General features: G+C 54.2%; 13 protein-coding genes and 1 tRNA gene. 9 read left to right on the top strand and 5 right to left on the bottom strand.

The window, feature by feature from the left end; all coding sequences use genetic code 11:
• Nucleotides 1-154 precede the first annotated feature (154 nt).
• The 7 genes from ACR1XV_RS21130 (at nt 155) to ACR1XV_RS21160 (ending at nt 3,465) form a co-directional block, all read left to right on the top strand.
• Nucleotides 155-231 (top strand) — tRNA-Met (locus tag ACR1XV_RS21130).
• Nucleotides 232-551: 320 nt separating this feature from the next.
• Nucleotides 552-989 (top strand): hypothetical protein, encoded by a 438-nt coding sequence (locus tag ACR1XV_RS21135; protein ID WP_480534973.1) that lies wholly within the window; start codon nt 552-554, stop codon nt 987-989.
• Complete coding sequence (tnpB, locus tag ACR1XV_RS21140) at nt 986-1,336, top strand: IS66 family insertion sequence element accessory protein TnpB (RefSeq protein WP_170779991.1); 351 nt, start codon at nt 986-988, stop codon at nt 1,334-1,336. Before ACR1XV_RS21135 ends, tnpB begins: the two co-directional genes overlap by 4 nt.
• Before the next feature lie 20 nt (nt 1,337-1,356).
• Nucleotides 1,357-1,599: a hypothetical protein gene (locus ACR1XV_RS21145; RefSeq protein ID WP_480534976.1), complete on the top strand. Its 243-nt coding sequence runs from the start codon at nt 1,357-1,359 to the stop codon at nt 1,597-1,599.
• A gap of 304 nt (nt 1,600-1,903) precedes the next feature.
• Nucleotides 1,904-2,728, top strand: coding sequence for a hypothetical protein (locus tag ACR1XV_RS21150; RefSeq protein WP_480481839.1), 825 nt, complete (start codon nt 1,904-1,906; stop codon nt 2,726-2,728).
• Between the two features lie 189 nt (nt 2,729-2,917).
• The gene (locus ACR1XV_RS21155; protein WP_480534978.1) at nt 2,918-3,154 is read left to right on the top strand and encodes a hypothetical protein; all 237 of its coding nucleotides are present in this window, start codon (nt 2,918-2,920) and stop codon (nt 3,152-3,154) included.
• Between the two features lie 11 nt (nt 3,155-3,165).
• Nucleotides 3,166-3,465: a hypothetical protein gene (locus ACR1XV_RS21160; RefSeq protein ID WP_480534980.1), complete on the top strand. Its 300-nt coding sequence runs from the start codon at nt 3,166-3,168 to the stop codon at nt 3,463-3,465.
• 254 nt (nt 3,466-3,719) lie between these two features.
• Here the strand turns inward: ACR1XV_RS21160 and ACR1XV_RS21165 are convergent, their stop codons facing one another.
• From ACR1XV_RS21165 to ACR1XV_RS21175, 3 genes are all read right to left on the bottom strand, one after another.
• On the bottom strand, nt 3,720-4,181 hold the full coding sequence (locus ACR1XV_RS21165; protein WP_480481833.1) for a helix-turn-helix domain-containing protein: 462 nt from the start codon (nt 4,179-4,181) through the stop codon (nt 3,720-3,722).
• Nucleotides 4,182-4,234: 53 nt separating this feature from the next.
• Nucleotides 4,235-4,510 (bottom strand): DUF4258 domain-containing protein, encoded by a 276-nt coding sequence (locus ACR1XV_RS21170; RefSeq protein WP_480534982.1) that lies wholly within the window; start codon nt 4,508-4,510, stop codon nt 4,235-4,237.
• Nucleotides 4,511-4,893: 383 nt separating this feature from the next.
• The gene (locus ACR1XV_RS21175) at nt 4,894-5,775 is read right to left on the bottom strand and encodes a LysR substrate-binding domain-containing protein (RefSeq protein ID WP_480534984.1); all 882 of its coding nucleotides are present in this window, start codon (nt 5,773-5,775) and stop codon (nt 4,894-4,896) included.
• Nucleotides 5,776-5,846: 71 nt separating this feature from the next.
• Between ACR1XV_RS21175 and ACR1XV_RS21180 the strand changes: the two genes are divergently transcribed.
• Together ACR1XV_RS21180 and ACR1XV_RS21185 are read left to right on the top strand one after the other, a co-directional pair.
• A complete protein-coding gene (locus ACR1XV_RS21180; RefSeq protein ID WP_480534986.1) occupies nt 5,847-6,041 on the top strand; it encodes a DUF1127 domain-containing protein in 195 nt (64 codons plus the stop codon).
• 3 nt (nt 6,042-6,044) lie between these two features.
• Nucleotides 6,045-6,884, top strand: coding sequence for an EamA family transporter (locus ACR1XV_RS21185; RefSeq protein ID WP_480534988.1), 840 nt, complete (start codon nt 6,045-6,047; stop codon nt 6,882-6,884).
• Between the two features lie 406 nt (nt 6,885-7,290).
• Here the strand turns inward: ACR1XV_RS21185 and ACR1XV_RS21190 are convergent, their stop codons facing one another.
• Both ACR1XV_RS21190 and ACR1XV_RS21195 read right to left on the bottom strand, forming a co-directional pair.
• Nucleotides 7,291-8,334 carry an NAD-dependent epimerase/dehydratase family protein gene (locus tag ACR1XV_RS21190; protein ID WP_480534990.1) on the bottom strand — a complete coding sequence of 348 codons (1,044 nt, stop codon included), beginning with the start codon at nt 8,332-8,334 and terminating at the stop codon, nt 7,291-7,293.
• 163 nt (nt 8,335-8,497) lie between these two features.
• Nucleotides 8,498-9,130 carry a tyrosine-type recombinase/integrase gene (locus tag ACR1XV_RS21195; RefSeq protein WP_480534992.1) on the bottom strand — a complete coding sequence of 211 codons (633 nt, stop codon included), beginning with the start codon at nt 9,128-9,130 and terminating at the stop codon, nt 8,498-8,500.
• Nucleotides 9,131-9,470: the final 340 nt, after the last annotated feature.

Genomic DNA, 9,470 nt, shown 5'->3' on the forward strand with positions numbered 1-9,470 from the left:
GCCCCGGGAGAGTAGGTCACCGCCAAACCTAGTAAAAGCCCACTCAACCTCTCTAACACGATGAAACGAACACGACCCGGTCTCAAGTAGCGTAAGCGATAGGCCAACAAACGGTCTCAAGCAGCCGAATAGGCGGTAGACCAACGCTAAGTGTCGCGGGATGGAGCAGCCCGGTAGCTCGTCAGGCTCATAACCTGAAGGTCGCAGGTTCAAATCCTGCTCCCGCAACCAATATCTCCTCAACGAAAGCAATGTATTAAGAGTCAGTGTAATCGGTAACGCGCTTGGCGTTGGCCGCGCTGGAAGCGCTGTGGAAGCAAGCGGTCGCGGATAGCCGCCGGTTCTCAGCTTCATGATCAGCTTCATCCATTTGCAAAGAGAATGCGTGCCGACGTCCGATCGTCGGAAAGCCTCCCGAACCGGACAGCCTCGCACCGTAATCTGATGCACCGCGTGGCGCTTGAACGTAAGCGTTGCATGTAGCCCCACATTTAGCACCTGATTAGGTCAACGAGATCAGTTTATGATGCCTCCAAAAGGATACAGGCATCATGAATTCTCAAGCTTTAGGTGAGCTCGCCAGTGACCAAAAAATCGAAAACGTCTTCCATGCCTACGGTTACTCAATTCCCGTTGGGAAAGACGGCCGTCGTCTGTGGACCCGTAAATTTAAAGATGAAATGGGACAGCGTATGAGGGCTGGTCGTTTATCTGTTGACGAAGTAGCAAAGACCTGTGGTGTAAAGCAGGAGACTGCAGCCAGGTGGAAGAAAACGTCCGAGAAAAAGGCGTCAGGTCCGCATTCCACGTTAAAATTCAAATCCAAACCGTCGTTTGCTGAGATTAAAGTCAGCTCTCGTGAGCAAACTGTCCCAGTCGCGTCAGAAAACATCATCTTCAAGCGTGGTAGCTGCGAGGTCCTTTTTCCCGCCAGTTACCCACTTGGGAAACTGGCGACACTGATCCGAGCATTTGAGGGCGAAGTATGATTACACCGTCCGGGAATTTTAAGTTCTACGTAGCGACCGAACCTGTGGACTTTCGCAAAGGTATGGATGGTCTAGCGTCTATCGTGCTGAACGAATTTGACCTCGACCCCTTTAGCGGTGCTGTGTTCATTTTTCGCTCCAAACGTGCAGATCGGCTCAAACTCATTGTTTGGGACGGAACCGGGCTCGTGATGACGTATAAGCGCATCGAGAGCAAAGGCTTCGTGTGGCCAAGACTTCGAAACGGTATGATGACCATGAGCAAAGCGCAGTTTGAAGCGCTTTTTGAAGGTCTCGATTGGAGACGAGTCGTTGGTGCAAGACCGTTCAAGCCTACTGCTGCATGAGTTCTGACAAGGCGTTGGGAATGGAAGAGAAGATTGCAAATCAAATTCACGACTTGGTGCAACAACTGCGGGAAGTGACAGGCGTTATCGATGATGACGCTATCGTTCGCGACGCACTAAAATTTCACCTCGCCAGCCTGAGTGACAAACAGAGCCTTCGTGAGCGCATGCAACTGATCCAAAGGAAAGTTGAGGCTCTTGGTGAGCTAGATGAGAATTTTGATTTCAAGAAGTTTCGTAACGAAATGTTGGACGACGATTAGCTCCGAGCTGATCAATCAGCGCGCAGCTGTAGCAGATAGTAATTCTAAAAATGCGGACGATTGATGCAACTCCGTTAGTGCCTGGAACGCGGACTTTGTTGCCGTTCGGTGTTTGCTTTCCAATGACCTGACACAGCCCAAAGCAGAATTTAGTTGCTCTACCGCTGGTTACATGTGGACTGGAAGGCACAGAATTTTCCTCGGCCTATCCCTTGAGTCGTAAGCCTCAGTCGCGCTATCGAAAGGCATAGAAAACTCCGCGGCTCTGCAATTTAGTAACGCGGACGCGGCAGGAGCATTGATCGTGGGAGAGGCGAAAATCAGAAGTCGTCGGCGGCAAGAGATCCTTTCCTCACACCCTCGGTGCATTTATTGCCCCAATACCCACGCAAGCACGCTCGAGCACATGCCGCCACGAGGTCTTTTCAAAGACAAACAACGTTCAAGTGGCTGGGAATTTCCCGCATGTTCAGATTGCAATGAGGGAAGTCGCGGAGCTGACGCCGTCGCGCAGATGCTGTCATTGATCCAACCTTTCGAGGAAGATGGATGGCAGTTCGAGCAAATGAAGAAGGTGCTGCCATCAGCAAAGAAGTACGCACCTCGCGCCTATCAAGAAATCAGTTCAAATAATAAGGCAAAGTCGTGCTGGGTTAAAAGCCGTGGATTGCTGAGGGATGTGGTCGAGGTCACAGTGGATGGTCCAAGTACGGTGGCGCACTTAGACGCATTCGCAGGTAAGATGGCTTTAGCTGCGTTCGCAGAACTCACAGGGCGACCGATAGAGCTTGATGGCACGCTGTTTACGCAGTGGTATTTGAATGCTGGCCTCAGTCAAGAGGCCTACCATGCCCATCTAAGAATCCTGCCAAATTTCTCTAAATTACAGCAAGGCAAAAAGACTTCGGATGGCCAATTCTGGTTGCACTATAACACTGATATGAAGTCGATCATTGCAGCGCTTATTGTTTTTCACGGCAACTTAAGTGTCATGACCATTGCCTCAGATGGTGAACCTTACAAGCAAGCACTGGTTGAGTTCTTAGGCGACATTTCTGGACCAAACCGCCCGGGGTCTCGGTTGATGCATCCCATTGATCTGAAACTTAAGACTCTACGAGATATGTGACCGACACAAGATTGGAGCAGACATCCGCTGCGCCTAACGCTATCGTCGGTTTTGGATCGTTCAAAGGTCTGTATCACATGGCTCCGCAAAGTTCGATTTCCTGCGCATTGGCGAAATCGGTGCTGACTGAAGCATCGGTTATTCTGGGCTCAAAGCAGACCTCCGAAGGTCAACAATAAGGAGCAGAAAGTGATTTTCACGAGGATTGGTTCGGTCATAGCCTGGGTGCTAGTCGCCTTAGGGGCATTTAGGACGGCACTCGGATTTCTCCTGGCCTTTGGTGCGGATGATAATGAAGCCGCTGCGCGCGCCTTGTTAGCTGCGGCGAACACCGGTGAAGCCATCAATGAAGGTATGCTAGCAATACTCGCTGGTGTCGTGGTGGGAGTTCTTGTCGAAATCAGTAAATCTGTAGCTCAACGATAAGGAGCTTGGCCTTGGTGAAACCAAAGGACAAACAGCATCAAATTTCAGATGAGCTTGCTCTGATTATGCTGCGACATGACTTTGATCTGAAAGGGTTGACGGATTTTATTTCTGAAAATCATCAGCCTGTTATAGCGGCATGGACCAAGAAACTGAGGCACCGGGATTACCTCGCGCACCGCAAAGTTGTGCGAAGGGAAGTTCTTCGGCTTAGATGGGAGGGTGTTCCGCACAAAAAGATTCACGAAATCCTAGATGTGCCGCTTTCTCGGATAACTGAGATCAAAGCCGAAGAGATGGACAAGATCTGAAAGGCTTACACGCGCAATCCTGAAAGTGTGCATGATCTGGCCGAAGAGTACCAGCTTACAGCAAACGATATATTTGCCATCTATCAGGATAGGCAGGAGCGTTGGGAGGCTCAGGAAGCGGAATACTGGGAACGTCAACAGGAGCGCTGGGACGAAGAGGAAGAACTCTACAACGGTTAGTTCACTAAAGGGAGCGCTTTAGACGCAAAACGCCGCCCTGCAGGGCGGCGTCACGGTTGTCTTTCAGGGAAATACTAGGAAGCTTGTGCTTCGTGCCACTCTTCCCCTTCGAATTCGAAGATACGGTTCTCCAGACTTACGATCTTGCGGTCCAGCGTCGCGAGATGCGCCAAAAGCTCGGCGATCCGACCCTCTTCCTTGCTGTCGAGGTAATACGCCTTCAACAGGTTCTGAACCGGACCGGGAATCGTTTTGGTTTCCCCAGTTTCCCAGCGCGCAAGCGTCTTCTCAGTTGTGTCCAGAATATCCGCAAGCAGGCGCTGCGACAGGTCGAGTTCGATTCGCAGGAATCGGAACTCATCCTTGGTCATCGGAGATGGTCTGCTGACGATAGACATAGCTATCGCATGGTGCAGTTCATCCGCGTGTTCGATGGACACGACGACGCCGCGCGGCGTCTCAGTCATGGTCACGCCATTCGCCAAGAAGATGTTTGGCAGACCACTTTCAACGTAATGATATCCTTGATCGGTCATATGTCTCATCCTTTCATCAGCCCATTCATTCGGACCAATGCCCCTCGCTTTGCTTAAGTTGTGCGTCCGACCGGGTAGGTCGTCACCACCGTGACGGTCATCACGCCGTCTTTGATGGCACACACAACAACCAATTCAACTCCTGCCGCTACCCCTTGCATTTCGCCGACCCAATCGGCGCAGTCGCGATCCCAACACGGGTTCTTTCTGAGCGAACCGTTCAAAATCGCGCGTTGAACCATGCGGGGCGTGATGTCTCGCTCGCGCATCCGCTCAAGACAGTGCACGGTCGGATTGACCATGTGCAGCATCTTGGCATAGTTCTTCACAGCGCTCTCAAACGCCTGCGGAGTCATTAGTGGTATGGGTTCGGTCGATTTGGTCACACACCCCATATTGAGGGGTTACGACGAAATGTCAATCAGTTTCGCGGTCGCATAGTTAACGAATCGCCAATGAAATAAGGCGAATCTGTGGCGCTCACCAGATGTTGTGCGTTTTGGCAGGTAACCCTCAAGGGGCAGCCGGTGCGGGTCTTCTCGACTGATCGCTCCCATTTGCCCTTACAATAGCTGTGTTTTCAAAGGGGTACCTAATTCTTGGATATGCTCTGCTGTTTTAGGCAGTTCACAATAAGGAGCCAATGTCGGCTGTGCGGACAAAGTGAGCTTTCGCCGCTACTGCACGAATGGCCGCTTTCAAAAATATTGGATCAGCTGCCGAACCTGTCCGCCTTCGCCTGCGACTCAAGCCAATCTATGAACATGACAGCTTCAGCGGAAGGATGATCCGGCGTCAGCGCGACATACTGCTGACCCGAAGGCCGAAATCCGAACGGGGCGAGCAATCGGCCAGCCGCAATATCATCTCGGACGAGAACCTCCGGCGCTATGGCGACACCGAGCCCGGCGGTCGCGGCTTCCAGCATGAAGTAAAAATGCTCAAACTCCTGCCCGCCGGACAAGATAGGATTTCCAGTTGCGCTGCACCACTCGGTCCACGCGGCAGGCCGGGTCCGCGTGTGAAGTAGAGGTAGAACCGACAGGTTTTCCCGCATGACCGACCCAGAGGGTTCCAGAAGAGTTGGGCTGAGGACCGGCCCGACTTCATCCGCAAACAATTCGGTCACATTCGCTCTGTTCCAGGGGCCAGGCCCTACTCGGATAGCAACGTCGAAGCGGTCCCGCGCGAAATTGACCGGCGCATCATCGGCGGTCATACGCACATCGACGCCGGGATGCGTCTCGCGGAAATCAAAGAGGCGCGGGATGAGCCAACGCATCGCGAATGTGCTGAGACAGGACAAATCAAGCGTCCGCTTGTCTCTGCGCTGCACCCGCAGCACCGCAGCTTCAATACGGTCGAGAGCGTCCTGAAGAGCAGGCTGAAGATCGCGCGCGGCCTGGCTCGGGGTGAGTTTGTTACGTGGCCCATCAAAGAGCGAAACGCCGAGTATCTCTTCAAGCCCCCGGACCTGTCGGCTGACGGCACCATAGGTCACGCCCAACTCTTCGGCAGCCAGCTTCATCTGGCCATGCCGCATTGTCGCTTCGAAGGCGCGGAGGGCATTGAGGGGTAGTGTTCCACGCTTCATGTGCGTTTATCTCACTTTATTGCGGAAAAAATATCGTTTTTCATTATATATCGACGATGCGATAAGTGTTCATGACACATGAATACTCCTTCCGCTTCGTTGATACCACCATTCCGGACACGATCACTTGCGATCATCTGGCGCTTTGGTATCGCAACCTTGTCACACGCCGCGCTCTGTCCCGCCTTACTGTGGAAGGTCTGCGGGATGTGGGGATCAGCGAAGCGGATCGCATTATCGAGACCGCCAAGCCGTTCTGGCGCTGAGGCATGGAAAACCATGTCTTCGCAGCCGTGCTGGTTGCCGCGTTTCTGCACGCGGGCTGGAACTCGGTCGTGAAACTCGGGTTGGACCGGGTTTCGACGGTTCTGCTGCTCGCCGTTGTTCAGGCCCTGATTGCCATACCGATCCTGCCATTCGTCACCCAACCGGCGACGGAGGCGTGGTCCTGGATCATGGCAGCCGCCGTGCTCCACACCGGATACAAGGTTTTTCTCGTTCAGGCCTACGCCCATGCCGATCTGAGCCAGGCCTACCCTCTGGCCAGAGGCACCGCCCCTCTGATCGTGACGCTGGTCTCGGTTGCGTTCCTCGGTGTATCGCTCGATCCGGTTTCTCTCCTTGCCATCCTTTGCATCTCCGCAGGCATTCTTGTTATGGCAGCGCGCGGATCAACCGATGGCCGAATGAGAGGAAAGGCCCTCTTCTACGCCATGGGAACGGCAGGTTTCACGGCCAGCTACACGCTGGTGGACGGAATCGGCGCGCGGATCGCGGGCACGTCATCGGGGTTCATCCTCTGGATGGTGATCGGGGATTCGGTTGGTATGGCTGCCTACACTCTCTGGACACGCGGGCGAGCAGCCTTTCCGGCTGTTCTGCCTGCTTGGAAGACCGGAGTAGCAGCCGGAGCCATGTCGCTCGGCTCCTACTGGATCGCCGTGTGGGCATTCACACAGGCTCCAATTGCACTAGTCGCGGCGCTGCGGGAGTCGAGCATCCTCTTCGCCGTTTTGATCGCAGCATTCGTCTTGCGTGAACCGGTGAGCGGGTGGCGTTGGGTTTCGGCCCTGGCGATTGCCGTAGGCGTCGCGTTGATAAAGGCATGAAACCTATAAATCAGTCTTTCGTGCGAAGCGCAGCATTCTGCAGAATGGGCTCAATATTGCCGTTCTCTGCGGTCTGCGTTGTTGGCCGGTCACAGTCCAAACCGGACATTCACCAGCGAGTATTGCAACTTCCGAGATGCGGACGAACCCGCCTTTTGTTCGCGCGGCTATTGCTGACGCAGCATTTGTTCGCAGGCGCGGCGCGCCTGTCGTTGCGGCGCGGCAAAAATCTCCGATCCGGTCATTCGCGGGTGTCAATTCCGCTCGAACCGAGATCGACCTTTCACCGCGACTTAGTCAGACCATCGAGGTGCGGACGAACCGGACTCTCGCTGCGGGTGAACGAGCTTCAGCTCTAGGCATTTCGGCGTAGGAAGTAACCTCACCGCGATTTCGAGACCGCAGCTTAGGATACTACATTCAAAAGCTGTTTTTCTTGCTCGGCGCTCAGCCCGCAAATCAGAGCCTTCCCACGCCTTGTGCGATCCCATCTCAGGAGGGGTTCGAGTGTTTCCCGCAGGGGCCGGGATTTGAGACCTGCATTTCTGGCGCGACCGGCATCCACTTCGAGAAAATGGCGGAAAGCAGGTGCCTCGGGAGCCATAAGAGGCACATCTGTCCAAGGCTCGGCGCCTGCTTCCAAGAATACATTGGCAGAAACCCAGTGAATTTCACCCGCTGATGCTGTGGTTTCATGAATCTCGTTGAGTAGATCCTGCATCGCCATGACATCGCCGTTCACATTCCAGATGCCGCCGAGGTCGTCTTCGGCACAGAGCACTGCGAACCTTGCTGCGTCACGCACATCAAGCACCTGAACAGGGCGGTCAGTAGGCAGCGGTGCAAACACTGTTGGGCTTTTTGAGCGCCCGGCTTCATCAATTCGCCGAACCCACCAAGTAAGTCGGTCGGTATAGTCTCCTGTGCCGACGATTAAACCTATCCGCAGCGCAGTTGCTCTGTCTCCAAGTTTCTGTTCTGCAACCATCTCGCAAGCGCGTTTCAGCGGGCCATACGATGGTCCGTAGGCAGCAGCAGACCCACGGTCTTCAAGCAGCACTGTGTCTGCCCGTTCGAAATCAACTTGGGTCGCCTCTGGCACTTCAGCGGCTTCAGTCAGTCCGGGTTTGTCGTAACAACCATATGTCGAAAGTGATGAAGCGAGAACGTAACGCTTGGGCTCATTGTCCAGTGCATCCAGCAAAGCTGACACCGCATCTGGCGTGAATGCACAGGTATCGAAGACCCAGTCGAAATGTCGCCCCTTAAGCGCGCTCAAGCTTCCATGGCGATCAGCACTAATGACTTCAACACCTTCCGAAAGTGTTCGCGCGGTAACACCCCTAGAAAGCACAGCGACCCGATGACCACTCTCAACAAGCGCGTCAACAATCGCACCGCCAAGGAAACCCGTTCCACCAACCACAAGTCTTTGAGCATCGCTTTGCACCACCAATCTCCCGAAAGTCTATTGAGCGATCAATCGCACCATATGAGACATTCGCTGCGCCGCCAACGCCGGGTGACTATGGGCTCGATCCGAACCACTACTGCGGATGGGCTGTAGGTCCGATCTGGATTGGCGAACGGCATGTGCCGCCCGCCAACATAATTCAGATGTCGATTTGTTCGGCGATACTCAGGGCGTCTTCAAGTTCGACGCCAAGGTATCGGACAGTGCTGTCGACCTTTGTGTGTCCAAGCAGCAATTGAACCGCTCTGAGATTTCCCGTTTTCCGGTAAATTTCTGCCGCCTTGGTCCGGCGCAGCGAATGGGTGCCGTATCCGCTCGATTCCAGCCCAATCGCGGTCACCCAATCCCGCACAAGTCGGCCATACTGGCGGGTCGAGATATGCGGGCGGTCATGAAACCGGCTCGGAAACATGAAACGGCAGCCCATCATTTCCGGCGATTTGATCCACGCCGCAATCGTATCACGCGTGTTTTCGGAGAGCTCGAACTGAACGGGCCGGTTGGTTTTGCTCTGGATTACGGACACCCTCTCGCGAACGCGATCATCCCTCACCAAATCGATGACGGCCAGTTTCACCAAATCGCATCCACGAAGCTTGCTATCAATCGCCACGTTGAACAATGCGAGATCGCGCAGGTTGCCCGCCAGTTCGAGCCGCGCGCGGATCGCCCAGACCTGTTTCGGCAACAGCGGTCGTTTCTGGCCGATGATCCGGCCCTTGTTCCAGGCTCTTCGTTTCGAGGTGATAGCGGGAAGTTGGACTCTTGGCATAGTGGTCCCTCCAATCCTCCCGCCAGGCCCAGACATCAGCACCGCGCCGACGCCTGAATTTTACCATCGGTTTGAATGGCCGTTGTCCGATTGCCTTTTTTGTTGAGAAACGCCGCGAGCATTGGGCCGGTCTGAGCCCAAACTGGGATATGCAGACTCAGATCATCATCGTATCAAAGCTTGTATCGTGCGTACTCGAAGTCCATATACGTGAGGCTTACGTTTTTCTTTTTCGACCTGCTGTCTCCTCAATTCGGCGTTCAGTCTTTCGATTCAGACCGACCACGCCGAGTCGCCGCAATGATGCGGGCGGCAAGTATTTGGAGACTTCCACCATGGC

The sequence above is a fragment of the Ruegeria sp. AD2(2025) genome, from assembly GCF_056542385.1.